The 24,361-nt window shown below is 51.2% G+C and carries 34 protein-coding genes; 33 read left to right on the top strand and 1 reads right to left on the bottom strand.

Going from position 1 to position 24,361, the window contains the following annotated elements:
- Positions 1–17: 17 nt before the first annotated feature.
- The 9 genes from PAT9B_RS29415 to PAT9B_RS21420 all read left to right on the top strand — a co-directional run bounded on the left by PAT9B_RS29415 (position 18) and on the right by PAT9B_RS21420 (position 3,186).
- Positions 18–446 (top strand): antiterminator Q family protein, encoded by a 429-nt coding sequence (locus PAT9B_RS29415; RefSeq protein ID WP_013511362.1) that lies wholly within the window; start codon positions 18–20, stop codon positions 444–446.
- A gap of 79 nt (positions 447–525) precedes the next feature.
- Complete coding sequence (locus PAT9B_RS21385) at positions 526–807, top strand: hypothetical protein (protein ID WP_049792213.1); 282 nt, start codon at positions 526–528, stop codon at positions 805–807.
- Between the two features lie 191 nt (positions 808–998).
- The gene (locus PAT9B_RS21390) at positions 999–1,337 is read left to right on the top strand and encodes a phage holin, lambda family (RefSeq protein ID WP_013511364.1); all 339 of its coding nucleotides are present in this window, start codon (positions 999–1,001) and stop codon (positions 1,335–1,337) included.
- A 2-nt stretch (positions 1,338–1,339) separates the two neighbouring features.
- Entirely contained in the window at positions 1,340–1,882 is a 543-nt protein-coding gene (locus PAT9B_RS21395) for a glycoside hydrolase family 108 protein (protein WP_013511365.1), read from the top strand.
- Positions 1,879–2,085, top strand: coding sequence for a hypothetical protein (locus tag PAT9B_RS21400; protein WP_013511366.1), 207 nt, complete (start codon positions 1,879–1,881; stop codon positions 2,083–2,085). The genes PAT9B_RS21395 and PAT9B_RS21400 overlap by 4 nt, the downstream gene beginning before the upstream one ends.
- Positions 2,082–2,474, top strand: coding sequence for a hypothetical protein (locus PAT9B_RS31170; protein WP_049792214.1), 393 nt, complete (start codon positions 2,082–2,084; stop codon positions 2,472–2,474). The genes PAT9B_RS21400 and PAT9B_RS31170 overlap by 4 nt, the downstream gene beginning before the upstream one ends.
- 4 nt (positions 2,475–2,478) lie before the next feature.
- Positions 2,479–2,622 carry a hypothetical protein gene (locus PAT9B_RS31465; protein ID WP_369700789.1) on the top strand — a complete coding sequence of 48 codons (144 nt, stop codon included), beginning with the start codon at positions 2,479–2,481 and terminating at the stop codon, positions 2,620–2,622.
- Positions 2,619–2,861: a DUF1378 family protein gene (locus tag PAT9B_RS21415; RefSeq protein WP_013511368.1), complete on the top strand. Its 243-nt coding sequence runs from the start codon at positions 2,619–2,621 to the stop codon at positions 2,859–2,861. The genes PAT9B_RS31465 and PAT9B_RS21415 overlap by 4 nt, the downstream gene beginning before the upstream one ends.
- 103 nt (positions 2,862–2,964) lie before the next feature.
- Positions 2,965–3,186: a hypothetical protein gene (locus PAT9B_RS21420; protein WP_013511369.1), complete on the top strand. Its 222-nt coding sequence runs from the start codon at positions 2,965–2,967 to the stop codon at positions 3,184–3,186.
- A 160-nt stretch (positions 3,187–3,346) separates the two neighbouring features.
- On the opposite strand, the gene PAT9B_RS21425 is transcribed toward PAT9B_RS21420, so the two are convergent.
- Positions 3,347–3,604 (bottom strand): biofilm development regulator YmgB/AriR family protein, encoded by a 258-nt coding sequence (locus tag PAT9B_RS21425; RefSeq protein ID WP_013511370.1) that lies wholly within the window; start codon positions 3,602–3,604, stop codon positions 3,347–3,349.
- Positions 3,605–3,996: 392 nt separating this feature from the next.
- Here PAT9B_RS21425 and PAT9B_RS21430 point away from each other — a divergent pair, with 392 nt between their 5' ends.
- From PAT9B_RS21430 to PAT9B_RS21550, 24 genes are all read left to right on the top strand, one after another.
- The gene (locus PAT9B_RS21430; protein ID WP_013511371.1) at positions 3,997–4,392 is read left to right on the top strand and encodes a hypothetical protein; all 396 of its coding nucleotides are present in this window, start codon (positions 3,997–3,999) and stop codon (positions 4,390–4,392) included.
- 152 nt (positions 4,393–4,544) lie between these two features.
- Entirely contained in the window at positions 4,545–4,895 is a 351-nt protein-coding gene (locus tag PAT9B_RS21435; RefSeq protein WP_013511372.1) for an HNH endonuclease, read from the top strand.
- A gap of 157 nt (positions 4,896–5,052) precedes the next feature.
- Positions 5,053–5,550: a phage terminase small subunit P27 family gene (locus PAT9B_RS21440; protein WP_013511373.1), complete on the top strand. Its 498-nt coding sequence runs from the start codon at positions 5,053–5,055 to the stop codon at positions 5,548–5,550.
- Complete coding sequence (locus PAT9B_RS21445; protein WP_013511374.1) at positions 5,550–7,307, top strand: terminase large subunit; 1,758 nt, start codon at positions 5,550–5,552, stop codon at positions 7,305–7,307. Before PAT9B_RS21440 ends, PAT9B_RS21445 begins: the two co-directional genes overlap by 1 nt.
- 9 nt (positions 7,308–7,316) lie before the next feature.
- A complete protein-coding gene (locus tag PAT9B_RS31175; RefSeq protein WP_013511375.1) occupies positions 7,317–7,502 on the top strand; it encodes a hypothetical protein in 186 nt (61 codons plus the stop codon).
- Positions 7,502–8,731: a phage portal protein gene (locus PAT9B_RS21455; RefSeq protein WP_013511376.1), complete on the top strand. Its 1,230-nt coding sequence runs from the start codon at positions 7,502–7,504 to the stop codon at positions 8,729–8,731. Before PAT9B_RS31175 ends, PAT9B_RS21455 begins: the two co-directional genes overlap by 1 nt.
- A complete protein-coding gene (locus PAT9B_RS21460) occupies positions 8,721–9,371 on the top strand; it encodes an HK97 family phage prohead protease (protein ID WP_190274685.1) in 651 nt (216 codons plus the stop codon). Before PAT9B_RS21455 ends, PAT9B_RS21460 begins: the two co-directional genes overlap by 11 nt.
- Positions 9,372–9,384: 13 nt before the next feature.
- Entirely contained in the window at positions 9,385–10,596 is a 1,212-nt protein-coding gene (locus PAT9B_RS21465) for a phage major capsid protein (protein ID WP_013511378.1), read from the top strand.
- Between the two features lie 40 nt (positions 10,597–10,636).
- The gene (locus PAT9B_RS29890; RefSeq protein WP_013511379.1) at positions 10,637–10,930 is read left to right on the top strand and encodes a hypothetical protein; all 294 of its coding nucleotides are present in this window, start codon (positions 10,637–10,639) and stop codon (positions 10,928–10,930) included.
- A gap of 29 nt (positions 10,931–10,959) precedes the next feature.
- Positions 10,960–11,265, top strand: coding sequence for a head-tail connector protein (locus tag PAT9B_RS21480; protein WP_013511380.1), 306 nt, complete (start codon positions 10,960–10,962; stop codon positions 11,263–11,265).
- A gap of 11 nt (positions 11,266–11,276) precedes the next feature.
- A complete protein-coding gene (locus tag PAT9B_RS21485) occupies positions 11,277–11,615 on the top strand; it encodes a phage head closure protein (protein ID WP_013511381.1) in 339 nt (112 codons plus the stop codon).
- Entirely contained in the window at positions 11,612–12,058 is a 447-nt protein-coding gene (locus PAT9B_RS21490) for an HK97-gp10 family putative phage morphogenesis protein (protein WP_013511382.1), read from the top strand. Before PAT9B_RS21485 ends, PAT9B_RS21490 begins: the two co-directional genes overlap by 4 nt.
- The gene (locus PAT9B_RS21495; protein WP_013511383.1) at positions 12,055–12,402 is read left to right on the top strand and encodes a DUF3168 domain-containing protein; all 348 of its coding nucleotides are present in this window, start codon (positions 12,055–12,057) and stop codon (positions 12,400–12,402) included. The genes PAT9B_RS21490 and PAT9B_RS21495 overlap by 4 nt, the downstream gene beginning before the upstream one ends.
- A 55-nt stretch (positions 12,403–12,457) precedes the next feature.
- Positions 12,458–12,925, top strand: a complete 468-nt coding sequence (locus PAT9B_RS21500; RefSeq protein ID WP_013511384.1) for a hypothetical protein — start codon at positions 12,458–12,460, stop codon at positions 12,923–12,925.
- Positions 12,926–12,977: 52 nt separating this feature from the next.
- Positions 12,978–13,382: a phage tail assembly chaperone gene (locus PAT9B_RS21505; RefSeq protein WP_013511385.1), complete on the top strand. Its 405-nt coding sequence runs from the start codon at positions 12,978–12,980 to the stop codon at positions 13,380–13,382.
- A gap of 23 nt (positions 13,383–13,405) precedes the next feature.
- A complete protein-coding gene (locus PAT9B_RS21510) occupies positions 13,406–13,669 on the top strand; it encodes a DUF4035 domain-containing protein (protein WP_013511386.1) in 264 nt (87 codons plus the stop codon).
- Positions 13,670–13,737: 68 nt separating this feature from the next.
- On the top strand, positions 13,738–14,079 hold the full coding sequence (locus PAT9B_RS21515; protein WP_013511387.1) for a hypothetical protein: 342 nt from the start codon (positions 13,738–13,740) through the stop codon (positions 14,077–14,079).
- A 39-nt stretch (positions 14,080–14,118) separates the two neighbouring features.
- Positions 14,119–17,385, top strand: coding sequence for a phage tail tape measure protein (locus PAT9B_RS21520; RefSeq protein WP_013511388.1), 3,267 nt, complete (start codon positions 14,119–14,121; stop codon positions 17,383–17,385).
- Between the two features lie 41 nt (positions 17,386–17,426).
- Positions 17,427–17,768 (top strand): phage tail protein, encoded by a 342-nt coding sequence (locus PAT9B_RS21525; protein WP_013511389.1) that lies wholly within the window; start codon positions 17,427–17,429, stop codon positions 17,766–17,768.
- 46 nt (positions 17,769–17,814) lie between these two features.
- The gene (locus PAT9B_RS21530) at positions 17,815–18,552 is read left to right on the top strand and encodes a phage minor tail protein L (RefSeq protein ID WP_013511390.1); all 738 of its coding nucleotides are present in this window, start codon (positions 17,815–17,817) and stop codon (positions 18,550–18,552) included.
- Positions 18,553–18,554: 2 nt separating this feature from the next.
- Entirely contained in the window at positions 18,555–19,274 is a 720-nt protein-coding gene (locus tag PAT9B_RS21535) for a C40 family peptidase (protein ID WP_013511391.1), read from the top strand.
- Positions 19,267–19,890: a tail assembly protein gene (locus PAT9B_RS21540; RefSeq protein ID WP_013511392.1), complete on the top strand. Its 624-nt coding sequence runs from the start codon at positions 19,267–19,269 to the stop codon at positions 19,888–19,890. Before PAT9B_RS21535 ends, PAT9B_RS21540 begins: the two co-directional genes overlap by 8 nt.
- 54 nt (positions 19,891–19,944) lie before the next feature.
- Positions 19,945–23,133 (top strand): host specificity protein J, encoded by a 3,189-nt coding sequence (locus tag PAT9B_RS21545; protein ID WP_013511393.1) that lies wholly within the window; start codon positions 19,945–19,947, stop codon positions 23,131–23,133.
- Positions 23,133–24,089: a hypothetical protein gene (locus PAT9B_RS21550; protein ID WP_013511394.1), complete on the top strand. Its 957-nt coding sequence runs from the start codon at positions 23,133–23,135 to the stop codon at positions 24,087–24,089. The genes PAT9B_RS21545 and PAT9B_RS21550 overlap by 1 nt, the downstream gene beginning before the upstream one ends.
- Positions 24,090–24,361 lie beyond the last annotated feature (272 nt).

Genomic DNA, 24,361 nt, shown 5'->3' on the forward strand with positions numbered 1-24,361 from the left:
GGTATGGAGAAATAATAATGCGTGACATGTCACGAGTATTAGAACGTTGGGCAGGCTGGGCGCGCTCGGAAAATAGCGGTGTGGATTATTCAGCGATAGCTGCCGGTTTCAAAGGACTACTTCCCCAAACATCAAAAATGACACTTTCTTGCAGTGATGATGATGGGTTGATGATTGAATCATGTTTAGCCCGCTTGAGAATTAAACGACCTGATGAACATCAACTTATTCTGCTGCATTACTTTTACAATGTCCCAAAACGTAAGCTGGCACAACGTGCTAAACGCGATGAGAAGCTGATCAGAATCCAGATTCAGATGGCTGAGGGCTTTATAGAAGGATGTCTGGCCTGGCTGGATGTTAAGCTGGATATGGATGCAGAAGTAGAGACAGAAAAAAATATTGAAAAAAAGCTAACGCGGTCCGCAATATCGTTGTTAGTGTGATAAGAGTCGTTACTACGCAGTACTACTTATCATCGAAACCTCGCCAACTGGCGGGGTTTTTTGCTTTATGGGGCGAGGAATGTCAAAGCCGAATGAACAGCAATTAACTTTCCGTCCGGCAAGCGAACTGCCTACCGCCGAACTGCGTGATCGTGAGGTACTGATATTAAATCCCTGTGATGGTTATCACATTGGATACATCAAAGCGTTTGAGGAAAATGGCGAGGTTTATGACGTTGGAATTTATACGTGGTTAGGTAAGGAATTTGAGCCACATGATTTTTATGTAGCTTGGGCGCTCCTCCCCAATATTGATGACCGCGATTCCATTATTAAGCTCTTTGAAGGAGCAAAAGGCTAACGCCTGAATTAAAAAAGATTATCCCTGCGGCTGACGAGCCAGGTAATTAATCGCCGACGTGCGTCAGGGTCTTAATAACACGCTACAGCAGCGGGGTAGCGCCCGCACCTTTTCAGATGCCAGCCATAGAGTTGGCTTTTTTATTTTCTGACTACAGACAGCACCGACCGTAACTACGGAGGTGAGAGACCATGAAGATGAACAATGACCCGCATTCATGGCCGGATGTTTACGAGCTACTTAATAGCTGGTGGCGCGGTGAAACGCCGGTTGGTGCAGTGCTGCTTGCATTTGTCATGGCAGGCTTACGAATTTATTACAGCGGCGGCGGCTGGAAAAAAGTGCTGCTTGAAGGTTTGCTGTGTGGCGCACTGACGCTCACTGTTGCATCCAGCCTGGAATATCTGTCGTTACCCAAGAGCCTCTCGATTGCCATCGGCGGCGGGATTGGTTTTGTTGGCGTGGAACAATTCAGAAAACTGCTTTTGAACGTTCTCAATATTCGTTTCGGCGGCAATCCAAAGGATTAATTATGACGCGTGACCAGATATTCGATGCAATCCTGGGTAAAGAGGGTGGTTACGTGAGCAACCCGGCTGATAAAGGCGGACCCACCCGCTGGGGAATAACCGAAGCGACAGCAAGAGCACATGGCTACAGTGGTGATATGCGGGTGCTTCCGCGAGAAACGGCGCTGGCTATTCTCACTGCTGATTACTGGACTGGCCCACGCTTTGACCAGGTTGCGGCGGTGTCTTCGGTTATCGCTGCTGAAATATGCGATACCGGCGTAAATATGGGGCCATCAGTCCCTGCGAAATGGCTACAGCGGTGGCTCACGGCTATGAACAGCGGCGGCACACTTTACCCTGACCTGACTCCTGACGGTCAGATTGGCCCGCGTACCATTGTTGCTTTAACAGCATTCCTTAAGGTCCGGGGGAAAGAAGGCGAATCAGTGTTGCTTAAAGCACTGAATTGCAGCCAGGGTGCTCGTTATCTCGAACTCGCCGAACAGCGTTCCGCCAATGAAACCTTCCTGTATGGATGGGTAAAGGAGCGCGTAGGCCTATGAAACTGGTCGATGACTGGAAACGCTGCTGGCGCTGGTTTTCCATCCATTGTCTGGCGCTTGCCGGTGCTATCCCTGCAACATGGGCGACTCTCCCCGATGACCTGAAATCACACATCCCGGCTGAATGCATGGGAACGGTAACGCTGGTTGTTGCTGTGTGCGGGGTTGTAGGTCGCCTCGTAGACCAGAGGAAGCGGCCATGACGGCAGAGATTAAAGCGGCGCTTGTTGTGCTGCTGCTTATCATTCTCCTTAGCCTGGTTGGTGGTGGTGCATATCTGGGTTACCAGTACAAAAGCAACAGTGCTCGCGCCGATGCTGCCGAGAAAACAGCGAACCAGTCCAGCATGGTTACAGCCAACGTTCTGAAGACGGTTTCTATCATCAACAGCATTGTCCAGGCGAATGCAGATGCAAAGCAGAAAACAGACCAGCAATCAGCGGAGCGTATCGTTGTTATTCAAAAGGCCGTTGCTGCTGATGAGTGCGCTAAGCGTCCTGTGCCTGCCGCTGCTGTTGAGCAGTTGCGGAACCACGCGAACCGAATACATGCAGGTGCCACCCGTACAAATACCGGCAAGCCTGCTGATTGACTGTGTGATACCTGAAATCCCTTACCAGATGACGTGGAGCGACAGCCTGACGCTTAACGAGCAACTGCTGGCCGTGATTGAGAAATGCAATCAGGACAAAGCAGACATCCGTACCATTGAACAATCCAGACAGGAACAAGCCAAATGACCTTTTATGAAACTATCATGCTGTGGTTCTCGACCATCGTTTCCGCGCTGTATCTCATCGCTGGTGGCTGGGTAAAAATTCGCGATTATTTCAAGGCTAAGTCGCAGGCGAAAGCAGACGCGATTGAGGCTGAAGTGCAGACGCGTCTGAAGGCAGCGCAGGCGGTTAGCAATGATGCTCCGGCAGCAACAGCAACATCCGTAGCTGGCTCAGTTAATGAATCAGAAGTGGCAGCATAGTTAATTATATGAATCGATTGTATATTTCGGTAGCAACTTTTATCAAAGCGGCGTAGTGAGTTGTGAATTACACTCATTTGGTTACAGCCATGAGGTAATTGAAATGAAAAGTAATGAATCAGCTTACATTGATGACACAGGTAAACTGGCCGTTATCGATATTTTTGACTCAGTCAGACACGTTCCGCTTGCGGAAGTTGATACACCTGAGCAACTGATTCAGCAACTCCAACTGTTGACCTCGCAAAGTAGTTTCAGTCATAAAGCATTGGATATGGCTTTTGAGATAATGGCTGAAAAAATCGGCCTTGGTGCCGGTTGCTGATTCGGTGGGTGAGTTTAATAAGTTTTCATCACAAGGCGCATTCTTGCGAGTGCGTCTGATGATGTAAAAAAAGCCCCCTGGACAGAAGGGGGCTAACCAATTGAGGGAAGGGATCGAAATTCCGTTTTATATTTACGGATAAATTATAGTACACAGGAACTCAGTTGATGGTGTCATCCGGGGTAAGTTGGACGACCATCTCAAGAGCTTGACGATAAACATCGAGCTTTATCACATCGTTTTCGGATTCAAGCTTTTCGAGTAAGGAATGGATGATGTCTTTGTTGCCAACAACCGCCTTACGAGATGATAAATCCTGATAAATCTCTACTAACACAGCTTTCTCGCTTACGAATTGTGAATCCATACTTTTTAAGTAAACGGAGAGCTGAGATTCCATCGGTGTTATCTGTTCCATCTTAAGCCTCAAATGAGTGGCTGCTTTATGAAGCATACCGGGCTGTGGGAATAGTAAGTTTAGCTGTGTATCTGTTAGTCGTTCAAAAAATAGCCTCTGAAGGTGAAAATCCGTAACACCTTCAGAGGCGATGCAAAGCACCATTCGTTCAAGGAACTTATTGACACCTAAAAACCTATGCAACAAATCTGATCTTGTACAATTTATTTTTGATCATTGTGTGTGGTCATATGAGTTGATAGCAAACTGATTCAGTGCATTAAGAAGAATCCACCGACAAGAGATAACGGTTAGCTATGCTGTGAAGCGTTTCGATGCTGTGAAGTTTATTCTCTTCACTCGGATTATTCCTGGCGTTAATGTATAGCCTCCACTTTGAAAAGGAGGCTTTCATGTCAGTCCAATTCCCAAAAGTTATTGATATTGATTTGGCTAAGTCAACATATGACGAACACCACGGAAACTTTTACTTTAAGTTGGATAAACAGGTAGAAGAACGCTGGAAACAGCATTTTAGAGATGCTTGCCAGCAAGAAGGCGCTGATTGTTTTTATACTAACCAACCTACAATTAATGAGAACGAGTGGGTAGTAGCTTATGCTGAGATAGAAGGCGAGAATGACCTTAAAACTGTCTTGTATCATATCAAGCATGCGGTTGCGGTTGCTAATCAGGAGCTAAGAGAGATTGTTGATGCTGAGAAGGCTGAAGAAGCAAAGAAGAAAGCGGCTCGCAATGAACTTGAACAAAAAGTGAAGAGAATTGCCGGTGGACTTGATTTTAATTAACTCGCTACGCTCTTAACAGACCGCCTTAGGGCGGTTTTTTATTTTGTGCTCAAAACTGCATTCACTGAGTCCACTTTTCAGCATAAACACAATGAATCATCGGCTGACGTTCTCACCATTGCCGATGATTTGTCACGTTCAGAGGTTTGATCATGCCAGCACTTATCCCCAGAGCCTGCCGAAAGCGCGGATGTGGTGGCACAACTACCGACCGCTCCGGCTATTGCGTGGCACATCGCAATGAAGGATGGCAACAGCATCAGCAGGGCAAGAGCCGCCATGAGCGTGGCTATGGGAGTCAGTGGGATATCAGACGCGCACGCATTCTGAAGCGTGATAATCACCTGTGTCAGAGCTGCCTGCGGAATGGCCGAGCTGTTGAAGCGAAGACCGTCGATCACATCTTAGCCAAAGCACATGGGGGAACCGATGATGATTCGAACCTCGAAAGCCTGTGCTGGCCCTGTCATCACGGCAAAACGTCACGCGAACGGCTCAAATGATATCGATTCTCAATTGTATCTGAGGTGGGGAGGGGCGGGTCAAATCTCTGGAGCCTTTCGCGCTCAGGACCGCCGCCTAGCCTTTATTCACACCGCCGCAGGTTAGAGAACTTTTTTTTGGGGTATCCCCACCAAGCATTAATAGGAGTTTTCGATTATGTCTGGACCTCCGAAAACCCCGACCCATCTACGTTTGGTGAGGGGTAACCCATCGAAGCGCCCGATTAACAAAAGCGAACCAAAACCAGTGAAAGGGGTTCCCCCTACACCAAAGCATTTTGATAAGCAGGGTAAGTACTGGTTCAAGCGAATGGCTGAAGAACTGGATGCTGTCGGCGTGATATCACAGCTTGATGCCCGTGCATTGGAAATGCTCGTTGAATCTTATGTTGAATACCGCCATCACTGCGACACATTGAGTCGCGAGGGCTACACCTACGCTGTTTACAGTGAAGAAGGGCCAGATGAAGGAAAAGAACGTGAGATTCGCATGATAAAGGCTCATCCGGCGGCAATCATGAAGGCTGACGCCTGGAAACGTCTCCGCGCGATGCTCTCAGAATTTGGCATGACGCCAGCAAGTCGATCAAAGGTCAATGCGCAAAGCCCTGATGAGGTTGATCCGCTGGCAGAATTTATGAGTGCGAGGGACTAATGGCAAAAGTAAACGAAGGTATACGCTACGCCGAGCGCGTTGTAGCGGGGGATATTATTGCCTGTGAGTATGTCCGGTTGGCCTGCCAGCGATTTCTGGACGATCTCAGGCATGGTGAAGAACGCGGCATTTTTTTTAGTGAACCCCGCGCCCAGCATATCCTGAATTTTTATAAATTCGTTCCTCATGTCAAAGGTGCACTGGCAGGCCAGCCCATCGAGCTGATGGACTGGCATATTTTCATCCTGATCAACATTTACGGATTCGTTATTCCGCTGGTCGATGAAAGCACAGGTGAAGTCGTACTCCGCAATGACGGGAGTGGTCGCCCGGTCATGGTGCGCCGGTTCCGTACAGCTTATAACGAAGTCGCACGTAAAAACGCCAAATCAACACTATCTTCAGGCGTTGGTTTGTACATGACTGGTGCAGATAGCGAGGGGGGCGCGGAGGTCTATTCTGCCGCCACCACCCGTGACCAGGCAAGGATCGTGTTTGAAGATGCAAAAAACATGGTCAAGCAGGCGAAACCAACGCTGGGCCGGTTATTTGAATTCAACAAACTTGCTATTTATCAGGAGCAAACCGCATCTAAGTTTGAGCCTCTGTCCTCTGATGCAAACAATCTGGACGGCCTGAACATTCACTGCGGCATCGTTGACGAACTACACGCACATAAAACCCGTGACGTGTGGGATGTTCTCGAAACGGCGACGGGTGCACGCCTTCAGTCATTATTGTTCGGGATCACCACGGCAGGCTTTAACAAGGAGGGCATCTGTTACGAGCTACGTGATTACGCCATAAAGGTGCTCCGTGGTTATAACAGCGAAGTCGAGGGTGCGGTTAAGGATGATACCTTCTTTGCCATCATATTCACGCTCGATAAAGATGATGACCCCTTTGATGAGACAGTTTGGCAAAAGGCCAACCCCGGATTAGGTATTTGTAAGCGCTGGGATGACCTGCGCCGCCTGGCGAAAAAAGCAAAAGAGCAGGTTTCAGCCAGGGTCAATTTCTTCACCAAACACATGAACATCTGGGTTACAGCCGAATCGGCCTGGATGGACATGATCAAATGGGAGAAATGCGAATATATCGCGCCACAGCATGAACTAAAAACCTACCCGATGTGGGTGGGCGTGGACCTTGCCCACAAGATTGATATCTGTGCCGCTGTGAAACTCTGGCAGGCAAATGATGGCCATGCGCACGCCGACTTCAAATTCTGGCTTCCGGAAGGGCGACTTGAGAAGTGTTCAGCGCAGATGGCGCAGATGTATCGCAAGTGGGCTGATCTTGGGAAGCTGGAACTGACCGATGGTGATGTTATCGATCACGCTCAAATTAAAAGCGACCTTCTGGAGTGGATTGGTGGCGAAAATCTGAGAGAGACCGGATTTGACCCGTGGAGTGCCACACAGTTCAGTCTGGCACTGGCAGAAGAGGGGGTGCCACTTGTTGAGGTCCCACAGACAGTCAGAAACTTTTCTGAATCCATGAAAGAGGTGGAATCCCTGGTCTATGGTGGGCGCTTCCATCACAGCAATCACCCGGTGATGAACTGGATGATGTCGAATGTCACCGTTAAACCTGACAAAAATGACAATATCTTCCCCAACAAATCCACACCTGAAGCGAAGATAGACGGCCCGGCAGCGCTTTTCACTGCAATGAGCCGAATGCTGGTGAATGGTGGGGAGCAAGAGGAAAGCCTGTCTGAACGTCTGGAAAGTTACGGCGTCCGATCATTATAAGAGGCAACTATGGTACTGATTATCCTTGCTCCGGTTATCGGACTGCTGGGGGCTGCTCTGATCGCATTCGGTGCCTGGCAGATATATGAACCGGCAGGGTTTATTACTGCTGGCGCGCTTTGTCTGTTCTGGTCATGGGCGGTATCGCAATACCTTTCAATACCGCGAAAAACGTCTGGTGGGGGTGATGATTAATGTTTTTCCCCGGCATGTTCAGAAAAAGCAGCGCCCCGGTCACAACACCCGCAGAGCTGGCCGAGGCGGTAGGGATGTCTTATGACACCTATACAGGCAAGCGGGTAAGCAGTCAGAAAGCCATGCGGCTGACTGCTGTTTTTGGCTGTGTCAGGGTGCTGGCGGAGTCGGTTGGTATGCTCCCCTGCAACCTTTACAAAATAACCGGCAATGCCAAGCAAAAAGCAGCATCAGAGCGCCTCTCTAAAGTGCTTTCGATGAAACCCAATGACTACATGACCCCACAGGAATTCTGGGAGCTGGTGATCGTCTGCCTCTGTCTGCGTGGAAATTTCTACGCATACAAGGTGAAAGCGCTCGGTGAGGTCGTAGAGCTTCTTCCAATCGACCCCGGATGTGTTGCACCGAAATTAAACAGCCAGTGGCAACCGGTTTATCAGGTGACTTTTCCTGATGGCTCTACAGATGTGTTGGGCCAGGACGATATCTGGCATGTCCGCACACTGACGCTCGACGGTCTTGTTGGGCTGAATCCCATAGCCTATGCGAGGGAGGCAATTTCACTGGGGCTGGCGACTGAAGAACATGGAGCACGGCTATTCAGCAATGGTGCGGTGACTTCCGGGGTATTGCGAACGGATCAGACACTGACAGATGCGGCTTACGGCAGGCTGAAGAAGGATTTTGAGGACCGGCATCTGGGGTTAAGCAACGCGCACAGGCCGATGATTCTGGAAATGGGCCTCGACTGGAAATCAATGGGGCTTGATAACGAAGACAGTCAGTTTCTTGAAACGCGAAAGTTTCAGCTTGAGGAAATCTGTCGTTTATTTCGCGTCCCGATGCACCTGGTGCAGAACACGGACAGAGCAACCTTTAGCAATATCGAAAGTCTCGGTATTGGCTTTATTAATTATTCTCTCGTCCCTTATCTCACGCGAATTGAGCAGCGAATTAACATCGGTCTGGTCAGAGAGAGTAAACAGGGAACCTTTTACGCCAAATTTAATGCCGGTGCGTTGTTGCGCGGGGACATGAAATCGCGTTTTGAAGCCTATTCCACCGGTATTAACTGGGGAATTTACTCGCCGAATGATTGCCGTGAGCTGGAAGATTTGAACCCACGACAGGGCGGTGATGTTTATCTCACCCCCATGAACATGACAACGAAACCATCTGATGGCGGTTCATCAGCAAAACAGGAGGAACCGGGCAATGGTGATGACTAAACAGCGGATGGATATCCCGTTGAAACTGAAATCTGTCAGTGATGGCGGAGAGTTTGAGGGATATGGCTCAGTTTTTGGCGTTAAAGACAGCTATGACGATGTCGTTGTACCTGGTGCTTTCGCCGCTTCCCTCCAGATGTGGAAGGAAAAAAATTCGATGCCCGCCATGCTCTGGCAACACCAGATGGATGAGCCAATCGGTATCTATACGGAAATGAAAGAGGACGAAGTTGGCCTGTATGTAAAAGGGCGACTTCTTATCGATGATGATCCTCTCGCCAAACGCGCACATGCACATATGAAGGCCGGTTCTTTAACCGGCCTTTCTATTGGCTACATGCTTAAAGACTGGGAATACGACCGGACCAAAGAGGTTTTTCTTCTTAAGGAAATTGACCTCTGGGAGGTCAGCCCGGTCACGTTCCCGTCAAATGATGAGGCGCGTATCAGTGATGTAAAAAGCGCTTTTGCGCGGGGTGAAACCCCGTCACAGAAGAGTATTGAAAGAGTCCTGCGCGATGTCGGACTTTCCCGCACCCAGGCCAAAGCATTCATGGCCGGGGGCTATGGCGCACTGTCTCAGCGTGATGCTGGTGGCGTGAATGCCGCACTGGATGCATTGAAAAATATTCATTTTTAATCAGGAGTGAACCATGTCAGTAGACATTAAAGACGTAGAGCAGGTCGCGCAGGAAATTCAGCAGAAATTCAACGATTTCAAAGAGAAAAACGATAAGCGTTTTGATGCTATCGAGCAGGAAAAGGGCAAGCTCGCCGGGGAAGTTGAAACGCTTAACGGCAAGCTGAGCGAACTGGATCAGCTGAAATCGGCCCTTGAAGAGGAGCTGAAACAGGTGAAACGCCCTGGCGGCGGTACGCAGAGTAAAGCAGCGGGTGAGCATAAAACCGCTTTCATCGACTTCATGCGCAAAGGTAAAGAAGACGGCCTGCGTGATCTTGAGCGCAAGGCGTTGCAGGTCGGTGTGGATGAAGATGGTGGTTATGCAGTCCCGGAAGAACTGGACCGCACCATCCTTGATCTGCTGAAAGATGAAGTTGTGATGCGTCAGGAGGCGACAACCATCACTGTGGGCGGTGCGAACTACAAGAAGCTGGTGAATCTCGGCGGCACGGCATCCGGCTGGGTGGGTGAAACCGACATACGTCCGGCAACCGCCGCGTCGAAGCTGGGGCAGATTGAGCCGTTTATGGGGGAAATCTACGGAAACCCGCAGGCAACGCAGACCATGCTGGATGATGCGTTCTTCAATGTTGAAGACTGGATTAACAGCGAGCTGGCGATCGAGTTTGCTGAACAGGAAGAAATCGCCTTCACCAGCGGTGACGGAACCAAAAAGCCGAAAGGGTTTCTGGCCTACGCCTCCAGCCTGGAAGATGACAAAGCCCGTGCGTTCGGCACGCTGCAACATATGCTGTCCGGCGCTGCCGGTGCAGTGACCGCTGACGCGATCATCAAACTGGTGTACACGCTGCGCAAAGTCCACCGTAACGGCGCGAAGTTTATGATGAACAATAACAGCCTGTTTGCCGTTCGTATCCTGAAGGATTCGGAGGGCAACTATCTGTGGCGTCCGGGGCTTGAGCTGGGCCAGCCGTCATCTCTGGCGGGTTATGGCGTGGCTGAGAATGAGCAGATGCCGGATATTGTAGCGGATGCGAAAGCCATCGCATTTGGCAACTTCAAGCGTGGTTATACGATTGTTGACCGTATCGGCACGCGTATTCTGCGTGACCCGTACACCAACAAACCGTTTGTAGGCTTCTACACCACCAAACGTACTGGCGGCATGCTGGCTGATTCTCAGGCCATCAAACTGATGCAAATCGGTGTCGACGCGGGCTAATCCTTTACGGGGCTTCGGCCCCTTTTTTCTGGAGTGAAAGATGCCAAAACTTCTTAAAACCCTGAAGTGGTCCCCGGATGGTTGTCAGGTAAAAGCTTTTAATGCTGGTGAATACGCAGATGGTGAATTGCCTGAACGTGCGCTGGAAGTGGCCGCGCAGTTGGGTTTGCTTGCGTCTGAAGAACAGAAACCGGATGCTGATGAGCAGCCAGAGCAGCCAGAGCAGCCAGAGCAGCCAGAGCAGCCAGAGCAGCCAGAGCAGCCAGAGCAGCCAGAGCAGCCAGAGCAGCCAGAGCAGCCGGAAGAAACTACGGATAAAAAAGCTAAAAAATAACCGTTCTGAGAGTTAATGCGGAGAAAGCAATGATCCCATCATTGGAAGAACTGCGTATTCAGTGCCGGATAGATAGTGACAATACCGACGAGGATGCTCTCCTTGAACTGTACGTCTCAGCGGCACGCGAAGAAGCCGAGCAGTTTCTGAATCGTCGGCTTTACGATGACCCGGTTCCTGATGATGACCCCACTGGGATTGTGATTAATTCATCAATAAAACTCCGGGTCATGCAACTGGTGAACTTCTGGTATGACAATCGTGAACAGCCTGAAGTGGTTCCCGATTTTTTCTTTAATGGCATCAGAAACTACCGGTTACAGCCAGGTACATAAAGGAGGGCGTAATGCAGGCGGGTCGATTACGTGATCGTGTCACCATCAGTAACTTTACATCTACTCGTTCTCCTTCAGGTCAGCCGATTGAGCAGTGGTATGATGGGAAAACGGTCTGGGCTGAGGTCAGAGGCATCAGTGGGCGTGAGTTAATGTCATCTGGCGCTGAATACGCAGAAGCAACAGTGCGCGTGTGGGTTCGCTATCGCAGTGATATTACAGCAGCATCCCGCCTGAATGTTCTTACCGGCCCATTTAAAGGAAAAGTGCTGGAGGTTAGCGGTACTCCAATCCCTGATGATCGAATGACGATTTTGGAAATTCTCTGTAAGCAGGGGGTGAAGACGTGATCGACACCAAACTGGATTTTTCCGGCCTGATGGATTTGAGCAATGATCTTATGGCGCTCAGTAAGGCTGAAAATCGTAAGGTGATGCGTGATGCAACCCGCGCGGCTGCCACCGTTTTTCAGGAAGAAGTTATCAAGCGTGCGCCAGTGAGAACGGGAAAGCTTAAGAAAAATATCGTTGTGATGACTCAGCGCGATCGCAGCGGAAATATTTCCTCCGGCGTTCACATTCGCGGAACCAACGCCCGCACCGGAAACAGCGATAACAAGCTGAAAACCAAAGATTCACGCAATGCGTTTTACTGGCGGTTTGTCGAGCTGGGTACATCAAACATGCCCGCCGTTCCGTTTGTCCGGCCTGCGTATGACGCAAGGCAGGAAGAAGCGGCAAAAGTCGCTTTTGCACGGGCGAACCAGGCCATTGATGAGGCGCTGTCAAAATGACTGAGTCCCAGATTTATTCGCTCATTGGCGATCTGGCTGGTGGTCAGGTTTATCCCTACGTAGTGCCTCTTAACGCCCAGGGAGAACCTTCAGTATCACCGCCGTGGGTTGTATTCACTGTAGTAAGTGAGGTTTTTGGAGACACGCTTTGCGGTCCGGCAGAGGAAAACAGCACTCTTCAGATCGATGTATATTCCCGGACAACGGATGAGGCGCGGAGCATCCGGGAGCAGGTCGCCACCGCACTTGAGTCACTGCAATTCACCCAACTGAACAAAACGAACGGCTACGAAACGGACACCGGGTTATACCGGGCCACGCTGGAAATACAGAGCCAGCAATAATTTACCCTCTCAATAACGACCGGCGAAAGCCGGTTTTTTTATGCCTGGAGAAAACATGACCAGCAAATATGAAAAAACGCAGGGGATGACCATTGGCGTGTCATCCGCGCCGGTAACGGTGGATGAGTTCAACGCCAGCACTTTTCCTGATGAGATCACCTTCCTGGAGGCACAGTGCGCCACGAAGGAAGTCACTTACACAGGTGGTCAGAAAAGTGACATTGACGTTACCACGCTTTGCTCTACCGAACAGGAGCAAACAAATGGACTGGCAGCACCGGCAGAGATGGCCCTTACCCGAAACTGGGTAGGAGATGAAGAAGCCCGCCAGGCATTACAGACGGCCTACGACAACGATGAGTTGCGGGTTCTGAAAGTCGTTTTCGCCTCCGGCAACGGCTATTACGCGCTGATTGAGGTACGTCAGAGTTCATGGTCGGCTGCCACGTCTTCAGTTGTCTCCGCCACCTACTCATTGCGCGTGCGTGGCAAACCGAAACCGATTGTTGTGTCAGGTTCGTAAGCGGCTTAGGCCGCTTTTCACCTCCTAAACCTATTCCATCCGAGATTCTGAAATGTCGAAAACTGCACAACCGAAAGTTTCGCTTCGCGCTCTGGCGCTGGCCCCATCATCAGGCTTTCGCTCGAAAGTGGTCACTGTTCCTGAATGGAATGGTGCAAAAGTTATGCTTCGCGAGCCATCCGGCGAAGTCTGGATGAAATTCCGCGAAATCACGAGGCCACCTGAACCGCCGGAAGGTCAGGAACCGAAGAAGCTCACGCTACAGGAAGAGTTTATCCGCAACAAAAAGGCAGATGTGGTGATGTTCCTTGGCATCCTGCTGGATGAAGAGGGTAACCGCGTATTCAGCGATGAAGACGAGGCCACCGTATCAGAAATTTATGGTCCGGTGCATTCCCGCCTGCTTTCTCAGGCGCTTGAACTCGGCCTTTCTCAGGAAGCCGCTGAGGCAAAGTAAAAGAGCCGCTGACCTTCTTCCTGATGTCGCTGGCGCTCCGTCTGGGGCGCACCCTCCATGAATTACGCGAAACCCTGACCGCCAGTGAGCTGAAAATGTGGCTGGCGTTTGATCGTATCAGCCCGATTGGTGACTGGCGCGGAGATATTCAGGCCGCTCAGGTGGTTACCGCTGTTCTGAATTCGCAGGGCGCTAAAGCCTCGATGTCAGAGATGGTTCTCAAGTGGGGCGTTACTGAAGAAGAGGAAGAGATCAGCGGCCTTGAAGAGTGGATGGGGGGATTATAGCGATTTGTAACATTTTTTATTTTCATGTTGTATCCTATGAAAGCATTGTCAGTCATAGGGAAATAAATATGTTCAAATTCGCATTAATAATTATTCCAATAATATTTTTATCAGGCTGCAAACCTAGTGATAAAGATATGGTCAAATTTGGTGAATCCTTAGTCAAGCAAACGCTTAAAGATCCAGAAAGTGCGAAATTCAACTCCTATTATCGTTCGTTTGGGGATGGGGTTGGATATGTGTGTGGGGATGTTAATGCTAAGAATGCATACGGCGGCTATGTAGGAAGTAGAAAATACTATGTTCACCTGACTGTTAGAGACAATAAAGTTGTTGATAATAGTACTGTCAAAATAATTGATGAAAACGATGATAAAGGTGATAGTAATTTCAGAAGCATATGCCAGTGAATAAGTTAAGCCCGCAAGGGCTTTTTTTATAGGTTAAATATGGCTACCCTGCGCGAAATGATTATCAAAATTTCCGCGAACTCCAGTTCATTTCAGACGGAAATTGCCCGCGCGTCGCGTATGGGCGCGGATTATTACAAAACGATGGATCAGGGCGGCAAAAAGGCCGCTGCCGCTGCACAGAATACCCGGCAGGCCATAGCAGAACTTAACTCGCAGTTGGCGACGGTGCAGTCAACGGTAACCGGGCTTGCCGGTGCGATGGCGGGCGCGTTTGCCACCCATCAGTTGATCGAGTACGCCGACACCTGGAATCAACTGAACGGCCGTCTGCGCCTGGCCTCAACTTCAGCGGATGACTATGTCACCTCGCAGCGCACACTGATGGAAATCAGCCAGCGCACCGGCACGTCACTGGAAGCTAACTCCAACCTCTATAGCCGAATCGCTCAGTCTCTGCGGTCGATGGGGTTTGCATCGTCTGACGTGGCGAAGGTGACAGAGACGGTTGCCACATCGCTAAAACTCTCCGGTGCCAGCACCGAGGAAGCCAGTTCTGTAATCACTCAGCTAAGTCAGGCGTTAGGTTCCGGCGTTCTTCGCGGTGAAGAATTTAACGCCATTATGGAGAATGGCGGACGTCTGGCGAAACTGCTGGCTGATGGCCTCGGCACTACCGTTGGCGGCCTGCGCAACATGGCGAATAACGGAGAGCTGACGACCGATAAAATTGTGCCTCTGCTGACGAATGTTCAGGTATTGCGCAAAGAGTTTGAAACCCTGCCTGCATCCATCAGTGGGTCTTCTCAGAAAGTGCAAAATGCTTTTCTGGCATGGGTTGGCGGGGCTAACGATGCGGTTGGCGCGTCTTCGACTCTGTCAGGCATTCTTGACGGTCTGGCGAAAAACATCGATACGGTAGCCAACACAGCCGGGTTGCTGGTGGGTATCGGGCTTACGCGCTATTTCGGCAATATGGTCGGCAATGTTGCGCAGTCAACGGCAGCGGTGATTTCTAACACCGCTGCTGAGGTGGCTCTCGCGCAGGCTCAGGTCCGAGGCGCTCAGATCAGTGTGGCCGCCGCACGGCAGACGCTTTATCGTGCGCAGCAGGCGAAAGCCGCAGCGGTTTCGATTGAGGCGCAGATTGTCGCCGAACGAAATCTGGCTGCGGCACAGTCCGGCCTAAGCAATGCGATCGCCGGGCGCACATCTGCTGTTACACAGTTAGCCAGTTCAGCTTCGGTGATGTCACGCCTTGGTGGTGGTGTATTACGTATCCTCGGCGGGTGGCCGGGGTTAATTATTGCGGCTGGCACTGCTCTTTACGGTGTATCCCAGCACATGGAGCAGGTGCACAATCAGGCGGTCGGATTTGCTAATAATCTGGATGAGATCAACAACAAGTTGCTGTCGATGTCAGTTCTGGGACTCAGAACAACATCTGATGATGCTCAGAACTCCTTGGCTGCGCAACTCAAGGATTTAACCGCGCTTGATAATCAGATTCAGGATGTTAAAGCCAGTCTGAATGCGATGCAATTGCTTGAGAAGCAATATGATGAGCATCCAATGCTGGCCCGAATTAATAACCTGATGTCTGTTGAAGAGCTTACACGCCGTCAGCAAGAGGCATCAAAAGAGTTGACGCGGCTGGAATACGCCCGCGAACAGGCAGCAGCAAAAGTTGAAGCAACCCAGAAGCTGGTCAACGATGCCAGCGATCTCGCAACGAAAAAGGCTGTTGAGCAGGCTGGAGCCGTTTCTATCCTGAAAGGGGCATATGATCTGCTTAATCGCTCAATGTCTGCGACTGCTGGCGCAACCCCACCTCAGTATCAGGGGCCGATGGTCTCGACATCGAATGCGACACCGCAACAGCAGACCGCTCTGGAAAAGGCCCGGCGCGACAACGAGCTGGCAAGCCTGGATGGTCTGGAGAAGCTCCACCGTCAGTACCAGTACGAAGCTGATGATTTGAAGCTGACCGGCGCACTGTATACAACCTACGTCTACAACAAGGACCAGGCGGCTAAAAAGGATGCTGCCGCCGCTCAGGCCAAAAAGGACGGCACGGCGGCGACAAATGCGCAGAACAAGGCAGAGCGGGAGGCGGCAACGATCGCCGAAAACTATGCCCGCAAGATGGCCGATCTCAGTGTTGCTATTGAGGTACAGAAGGTTCGCGCAACGGAGGGAGAAAAGGCCGCTGATCTTTACGCAGCTGCGCATCAGGCCGGTACAAAGTGGACTCAGGAGCAACTTAAAGCAATCCGGGAGTCATCATCCGAGCTTGCCACATGGACACAGCGCGCTGATGAGAATGTGAAAAAGCAGCGCGATCAGGTTGAAGCCCTCAAAGACCTGACAGACGCCGCCCGTAAATACCGTGATGAAGCCGTTCAGACCACTGACACGGCTGGCATGAGCGACCGTCAGCGCAGCCGGTATGATGAAACACAGCAGGTTGAGCGCGTTTTCGACAAAACCGACAAAGGTACTGCCGCCATTGCTGCGCGCCAACAGGCGCTGGATGCGCTGGAAAAGAAATATCAGGCAATTTCCGCGACGGAATCTGACTGGCTCAACGGTGTTTCGAAGGGCTATGAAAACTGGCTTGAGAGTGCCGGTAATATCTCCGGGACAGTGGCAAGCGGCATCACATCCACGATGGATAGCGCAATGGACAACATGGCCGCTATGCTGACGGGCAGTAAAGCCGACTGGAAAAGCTGGGGCTTGTCTGTCCTCCAGATGATCGCCAAAGTTGCGTTGCAGATGGCCGTGGTGAATGCCGTGTCCGGCATATTCGGGTCTGTCGCCGGAAGCCTGGGCGGTGCCGCTCTCGGCTCAGTTAGCGCGGGGGCTTCTTCGGCTGGCAGCGTGGGCGCGATGGGTATGTCTACCAGTTTCAGTGCCTATGATGACGGCGGATATACCGGCAATGGTGGTAAACATGAAGCCGCGGGTATTGTTCACAAGGGTGAATTTGTTTTCACCAAAGAGGCTACCTCGCGAATTGGTGTGGCAAATCTCTACGACATGATGCGCGGCTATGCTGATGGCGGCTATGTTGGCGGAACGGTGCCTTATTCATCCGGGGTCAACCGCGCATCTGGCAACGGAAATATTAATATTCAGGTGGATGCGCCGGTAAGTATCTCGCAGGGAACTGACAGCGGCAGCGTGAGCAATACAAACACGGCAGCCGCTTCTAAACAGCTGAAATCCATGATGCTGCAAACCATAACGGATTGGGCGAGACAGGCCATTTCTCCCGGTGGCGTCCTTTACCGCTCCTCTTAACTCATCAGACCCGCTACGGCGGGTTTTTCTTTGGGGTGAAAATGGCAACTGACACTTTCGGCTGGTGCGTGCGGATTGGGGCAACCGAGACTGTCACGATCGCAACGTTACAGGCTCAGTTTGGTGACGGATATAAGCAGATTGCTGGAGTAGGCATCAACCAGACGATGGAATCATGGGATTTGTCGTGCAATGGCAAAGTTACTGATATGGCCGCCGTCCGTGCCTTCCTGAAATCACACGTCACCACGTCGTTCTGGTGGCAAAACCCCTGGGGCGAAACGAAGCTCTACCGGGTGAAATATGACTCTATCAAACCCAGCTTTCAGAACGGCCTGATAGCCGACATCTCCTTTACCTTTGAGCAGGCCTTCACATCGTGACATGTCACGGCGTGCAGTTTCGCGCATTCCGTTTATCAGGTGAATTATGAGCTTTACGCAGGACCTACAGCAGCTTGAACCGGGTAGCCTCGTTCAGTTGATCGAGATTGACGGGACCAGCTTTGGCATGACCGATATATTGCGATTCCACGCGCATAATATCGCCGAAACGGACTGGAAAGCCTTCGCATCTGACAATCTCCCGGCCATCATCTGGCAGGGTAATCAGTACGACCCCTATCCATACGAATTGCAGGGCGTGGAGCTGTCCAGCACCGGATCACAACCAACGCCAACACTGTCAGTCGGCAATGTGGGCAACTACGTTACATCGCTTTGCCTTCAGTATGACGATCTGGTCAAGGCAAAAGTCAAAATCCACACCACGCTGGCTAAATATCTTGATGCGGCAAACTGGACAGGCGGTAACACGAACGCCAGCCCGACAGATGAAAGGGTGCAAGTCTTCTATGTCAATTCGAAGAAAAGTGAAACCCGCGCCCAGGTAGATTTTGAGCTGTGTTCACCCTTCGATGTCCAGAGCCTGCAATTACCTTCCCGGCAGATCACGCCGGTCTGCACCTGGTGCATGCGCGGCTTGTATCGCTCCGGCACTGGCTGCGATTACAACGGCACAAACTATTTTCTGAAAGACGGGACGCCAACCGCCGATCCTTCACTCGACGTATGCGGGGGCAGGCTCAGTGATTGCCAGTTGCGCTTTGGATCTGAAAACCCGATGCCGTTCGGCGGCTTCCCGGCTGCAAATCTCCAGGGCAAATAATCATGCGTGAAAAAATCATGGACGCCATACGTGAACACGTAGCGGCGGAATATCCTAATGAGGCATGCGGGGTGATTGTGCAGGTAGGGCAGTCGCAGGAATACATCCGCTGCCGGAATATTTCCGATACGCCGACAACGGATTTCACTTTGTCTCCTGATGACTTCTCTGAAGCTGAAAGCCAGGGTGAAGTGTTGATGATTATTCACTCTCACCCTGACGTGGTGCAGCTGATACCTTCCGAACTGGACCGCATTCAGTGCGATCACTCCGGCATTGAGTGGGGGATCATGTCATGGCCTGACGGAGACTTTTGCACAATCTCCCCACGAGGTGATCGCGAGCTGGCCGGGCGGCGCTGGGTGCTGGGGCATGCCGACTGCTGGACACTGGTCCGGGACTATTTCCGGCAGGAGCACAGCATCAGCCTCAACAACTGGTCAGTCGATTACGAATGGTGGGTAGACGGAAAAGAAAACCGCTATGACGATAACTGGCAGGCTGAAGGCTTCACAGAGGTTGATGCGACAGCCATGAAGCCGGGTGATGTGATCATGATGCGGGTTCAGGCTCCAGTCACCAATCATGCCGCCGTGTATCTCGGCAATAACATCATGCTGCATCACGCTTTCGGCAATCTCTCCACGCGTGTTCCTTACGGTAAATATTATCGCGACCGGACCGTGCGGATTGTCAGACATAAGGAGCTGCTGAATGCTTAAGAAAATGATCCTGTCGGGCAGTCTGGCGAAAAAGTTCGGCAAGGTGCATCAGTTCCACGTAGCCGACCTGAAAGAAATGTTGCGGGCGATGTGTTCTCAGGTTCCGGGCTTCAAAAAATACCTCTCGAATGCGCATCTGAATAAGGTGCGTTTTGCTTTTTACAGCGGCGGGAAGAACATCGCGCTGGAAGAATTCGACATGTCCTCCGGCGCTACTGAATTTCGCATGAGCCAGGTGATCGAAGGCAGCAAGCAGGCTGGCGTATTGCAGATCGTGGTCGGCGCTGTGGCGCTGGTGGCCGCTTTCTTTACTGCTGGTAGCACATTAGCTCTTTGGGGGGCGTATTTAGGTACAACAACGGCGACCGGGCTAACTGTCACCATGCTCACCGGAATGGGCATCAGCATGATGCTGGGTGGCGTAGTCAGTATGCTGACGCCACAGCCCAGCTATAACATCGGTTCAGCATCCAGCACTGACAACCAGCCAAACTATGCCTTTGGCTCCCCGGTTAACACGGTTGCGATGGGTTATCCGGTCCCGATTCTGTATGGCAGGCGTGAAATAGGCGGTGCCATTATCAGCGCGGGTATCTTCTCCAGCGACCAGCAGTAAAAAAACGAATAAACCAGCAAGCCACCTTCGGGTGGCTTTTTTTATGGGTGCGATATGCGACTTCTTGACGGTGCGTTAATCCAGGGCAGCAAAGGCGGCGGCAGTAGCGCACATACGCCGGTCGAAGAACCGGATGATCTGTTATCGGTTGCCAAACTGAAAATGCTGCTGGCGATTTCTGAGGGTGAGATTCAGGGTGGACTGACTGCACAGCAAATTTACCTGAATGATACCCAACTGGCGAACGAAGACGGGACATACAATTTTACCGGCGTTGTGTGGGATTACCGCAACGGAACGCAGGACCAGACCTATATTCAGGGCATGCCGGAGATCGATAACGAGTCTTCCGTTGGCGTTGAAGTAACAACGTCATCACCCTGGACCCGGCAGTTTACCGATCTGACGCTGGATGCTGTGCGCGTAAAACTGAGCCTGCCGGTGCAGTATCTGTATAAAGACAACGGCGACATGGTCGGGACCGTCACGCAATATGCGATAGACCTGTCCACTGATGGCGCAGCCTGGGTGAACGTGGTCAGCGGCAGCTTTGACGGTAAAACCACATCTGAATATCAGCGCGATCACCGTATTAATCTGCCTGCGGCCACAACCGGCTGGTCTGTACGCGTGCGGCGCATCACTGCTGATTCAACCTCCACCAAACTGATCAACGCCTTCAAGGTGTATTCCTTTGCTGAAGTTATCGACAGCAAATTACGCTACCCAAACACTGCATTACTTTACATCGAGCTGGACTCCAGCCAGTTCAACGGCAGCGCCCCGAAAATCACCTGTAAGCCGGATGGGAAGCTGATTCGCGTGCCGACGACTTACGACCCGGTTACGCGCACATACAGCGGAACATGGGCGGGTGATTTTAAGCTGGCCTGGACGAATAACCCGGCCTGGATTTTTTACGACCTGGTGCTTGATGAGATTTACGGCATGGGCAACCGTGTCGATGCCACCATGATCGACAAGTGGCAGCTTTACACCATTGCGCAGTATTGCGATGAGATGGTGTCAGACGGTGCAGGCGGCACAGAGCCGCGCTTTACCTGTAACGTCTACATCCAGAGCCAGCAGGACGCTTACACCGTTCTGAAAGATATTGCGGCGGTTTTTCGCGGTATTACGTTCTGGGGCAACGACCAGATTTATGTAAAAGCTGACGTGCCGCAGGATGATGTGGATTTCGTCTATCACTCATCAAACGTCATTGATGGCCTGTTTACGTATGCGGGTGGCTCCTACAAAAACCGCTACACCTCCTGTCAGGTGTCATGGTCAGACCCGCAGAACCATTACACTGACACGGTTGAAGGGGTATATGAGGCCGATCTCGTTCAACGCTACGGCGTCAATGAAACGCAGATCACCGCCATCGGCTGCACCTCACAGAGTGAAGCACATCGCCGTGGCCGCTGGGCCATTCTGTCAAACGCAAAAGACGGAACTATCTCTTTTGGTGTCGGCCTGGACGGTTATATCCCGCTGCCGGCTGAAATTATTGGCGTTGCTGATCCGTTCCGGGCAGGTAAGCAGAACGGCGGGCGCATCAGTTCTGTCAACGGTCTGAATATCGGTCTGGACCGTGAGGCGGATTACGCAGCAGGCGATCGGCTGGTGGTTAACCTGCCGGATGGCACCGCGCAGACGCGAAACATTGCGTCAGTCAGCACGGATAAACGGACGGTGACGGTAAACACGGCATTCAGTCAGACGCCAGTGGCAGGTGCGGTATGGGCCATCGACAGCGATAACCTCGCCATTCAGTATTTCCGCGTAACGTCGATTGCCTCTAACGATGATGGCACGTTTACCATTGCCGGGGTGCAGCACGACCCGAACAAATACCGTTATATCGATGACGGCGTGAAGATCGACCCGGCACCCATTACCGTGACGCCACCGAGTGTTATGGATGTGCCGAAAAACGTGACCATCACTCAGGTGGATTACGTAGAACAGGGGCTTAACGTTGCCTGCATGCAGGTCACATGGGATGCCGTGGCGAACGCCATCAGCTACACCGCACAGTGGCGCAAGGATAACGGCGACTGGGTGAATGTGGGGCAGCAGAGCGCGAAGGGCTTCACCATTTCCGGGATTTATGCGGGAGTGTATGACGTTCGCGTGCGCGCCGTGAATGCGGTCGATGTGTCGTCACCTTGGGGCTATGCGCAGTCAACCACGCTCACCGGGAAAGTGGGCAAGCCCGGAACGCCGGTCAGCCTTCTGGCCTCCACCGATGTTGTGTGGGCTATCGATATTCAGTGGGGCTTTCCTGCTGGTTCCGGCGATACGGCTTACACCGAGCTGGAGGTTGCCACCACGGCAGATGGACAAAATCCGCTGTTTCTGGCCTATGTACCTTATCCCGGCGTCAGCTATAAGCATGGCCCTATGCCTGCCGGTGTGCGCCGCTGGTATCGTGCAAGGCTGGTGGACAAGATCGGTAACGTGGGCGACTGGACGGCGTTTGTTGCCGGTGCGAGCAATACCAGCGCTGATGACCTGATCGGAAACGTTGTAGAGGATTTCCTGCAATCGGAGGACGGCAAAGCATTACTTGACCCTCTGACGACTGACCCTGAAGCGCTGGCACAAAACATCCTGGCAACGTATGGGGCAGCTAATCAGGAATGGGCAAACTTCGGTAATAATCGGGCCGGAATCATTCAGGCACAAAAAGTCGCGGCTGATGCGCAAAGTTCTGTGGCTCAACTGGAAACAGATGTTGTTGCACAGTTTACGGATCAGCAGGCAGCTATCCAGGAGAAAATGACCGCCTATGCCGATGCCTCTGGCGGTTCGGCAATCTACACAATGAAGGCTGGTGTCAAATATGGCGGGGTTAATTATGATGCCGGGTTATCAATTGCCGTAACCATAAATGGCACAGCGGTGACGACCCGCGTCGCGATTAACGCAAACCAGTTCGTCATTATGAGTGGCAGCGGCGATACCGTTTATTCGCCATTTGTGGTTTATAACGGACAGGTACTTATCAACCAGGCGTTTATCGGTGAGGGTTGGATCGAAAACGCAATGATCGGTAGTTATATCCAGTCCAATGGTTATGTTGCCGGGTCCACAGGGTGGCGAATGGATAAAACCGGGACACTGGAAATTAACGGCACCGTTTCCGGTCAGGGACGTGTCATTATTGATAACAAAGGGGTTGCCTGGTATAACGCCAGTGGCCAGCTTGTCTGTTCAATGGGAGCCTCACGCTAATGCCAGCCGGGTTTACAGCATATATCGATGGAACGACATATGATGCCATCAACTCAATGTCTTTTAACTTTGTTGTCGACATTCTGACAGTATCCGGGGCAGGTAGCAAAACTTACAGCCTGCCAGGCTTCTCCCTGACTGCGGCAATTTTGGGTGGTCGTACAACCTATGGCAGTAGCCAGATAACTTTTGGCACATCGGTGTCAGGGCAGGTTGTAAGCTGGTCAGGTGTCGACACAGTATCAAAAGTTGTAGTAGTGGCTACGGCCACTACTACCGGTAATTACGCGGGATTCGTTCTGAATGATTACAGTGTGAATCCGCCTGTATTCAAGATCGCACCGCCATTTACCCCGTTCAGCCTGGCGCAGGTTATTGACCTGACACCAACTGGTGGGCAAATCCTGCAAACCAACGTACCGGCGTCGATGCCTTTCATCGCGTTCCATCGTTCCACTCTCGCATCAGGGTTCAACAATGTGTGGTGGACCGAAATAACGCAGAACGGCTATTGGGCACTTCAGTTCAGGGGTAATTTTGGTTCTGCAATGTCTGCCACTCGTATTTATGTTTTCTCAAAGATGATGGTGAATACTCCGGCTGCTGGATTTTTTATGTATGACAACGGGCAGATTGTCTGGCACCAGAACTGCCTTCCCCTGAAACTGACAGTGGGTTCAACCACGACCTCTGACGTACCTGTAGCAATAACGAGTGGTGTGTCAGTAGTCGTGGCGATACCTGTTACTGGCAATTCAGGATATGTAAGGTACAACTGTTATAGCGCCGGGTTTAATATATCCGGGACAAGCAAGTATGAGGCACAAGGGGGCAATACATATAACCAGGTTTCCTATGATAATCAGCAGGCACCTTATCAGTATTCATGCAGCCCTCCTGCTTATATTGAGACAAATATTTATGACACTTATTATCATCAGGCGCTAGGGGTTTAGCCGGTCACACTGAGTAGTGTCAGTAAACTGAGATTTATCCGTCCAAGTATAAAATGGATAACCGGCGAGGTATCGTCCATTTTCTTTTTTAAACACCTGAATGTCGTAAGTATGGTTTGATATCTTTGCCTTGTTGCTACATATCGGCGGTGTTGATGACGCACAACCTGATAACATAATTGCAGCAAGAATGATTATTTTCTTCATCGATTTTTCCTCTGAGACTCAGTGGTGATAATCAAAACATGTGTCGATTCCTTAATTAAGTGAAT

Source organism: Pantoea sp. At-9b (genome assembly GCF_000175935.2).
In the GTDB taxonomy this organism is placed as follows: domain Bacteria; phylum Pseudomonadota; class Gammaproteobacteria; order Enterobacterales; family Enterobacteriaceae; genus Pantoea.